The 988-nt window shown below is 33.7% G+C and carries 1 protein-coding gene and 1 pseudogene; both read left to right on the forward strand.

Going from position 1 to position 988, the window contains the following annotated elements:
• Positions 1-165 precede the first annotated feature (165 nt).
• Positions 166-738, forward strand: coding sequence for a hypothetical protein (locus tag ACNDLV_RS08110; RefSeq protein ID WP_144772332.1), 573 nt, complete (start codon positions 166-168; stop codon positions 736-738).
• Positions 739-740: 2 nt separating this feature from the next.
• Positions 741-988 (forward strand): annotated as a pseudogene (locus ACNDLV_RS08115) (bifunctional DNA primase/polymerase); the annotation flags it as partial.

A 988-nucleotide genomic window follows, 5' to 3' on the forward strand; every position in this document is an offset into this window, starting at 1 on the left:
GTTATTCACTTACGAAAGTTAGGACCTAACACTTACTTACGTAAGGTTGATGATAAGCGAATGAATTATAAACCAGAAAATATATCAAACGAACGGGTTTTACAGCTTTTAGAAAGCTGCCGTGGAATGTTTTCAAAATAAAAAAAGATTAAGGAGATTATATTTATGTCATTAAAAGATGTTTTTGCAAACTTAAAGGATTTTGACCCAAAGAAGGATAAGGTAGGCGGTAATAGTGCATTACCTGCTGGTAAGTACTATGTATCACTTTCAGGCGTTACTCATCAAGCTAAGAATGACCGTGAATTTGTTATGTTTACCTTTGAAGTTTTAGATGGTGAATTTGCTGGTAGAAAAGAAAATGTTTTCCCTTCACTTGAACTAGTAACTTCTACTGGTAAGCCTATGCCTGACTTTGTATTAGAACGTTCAATTAAAACCATCATGAAAATTGCTTCAGTAATTGGTTTTGAATTCGATAAACGAATTTTTGCAGGCCTTGAAGACGATGTAACTAATGTTTATGAAGAAATTCAACAAGCATTTAGCTCACACTTAGGCAAGACTTTAACTCTTGAAATCATTGAAAGCAGAAATAAAAAGGACCCTGACCATCCTTACCGCAATTACGACTTCTATGAAGCTGAACAACCTACTACACCTGAAGCAATTGAAGATCCTTTTGCAGATAATCCAGGTAGTGAAGAAGAAATTGATGAATCTAAAATTCCATTTTAAAAATGCAAAATTTAGTTAATTATGCTAAGAGCTATGCTGAGCACGGTTTTTCGGTAATTCCAATTGGAAATGATAAAAGACCTCTTATAAAGTTTGCTAATAAACCTGCTCTTACTGTAGATGAAATTGAAGCAATCTGGAAACGTTATCCCTTTGCTAAAATCGCTCTTAAAACTGAACAGTTTTTTGTAGTCGATGTTGATAGACATCATAGTGAAGCAGATGGCTTAGAGTCTATTAAAGATTTAAA

The sequence above is a fragment of the Lactobacillus fornicalis genome, assembly GCF_055362665.1.

Bases quoted from the DNA above. Each gene is read 5' to 3' on its own strand.
- ACNDLV_RS08110 (WP_144772332.1), top strand. From the start codon at position 166: ATGTCATTAAAAGATGTTTTTGCAAACTTAAAGGATTTTGACCCAAAG.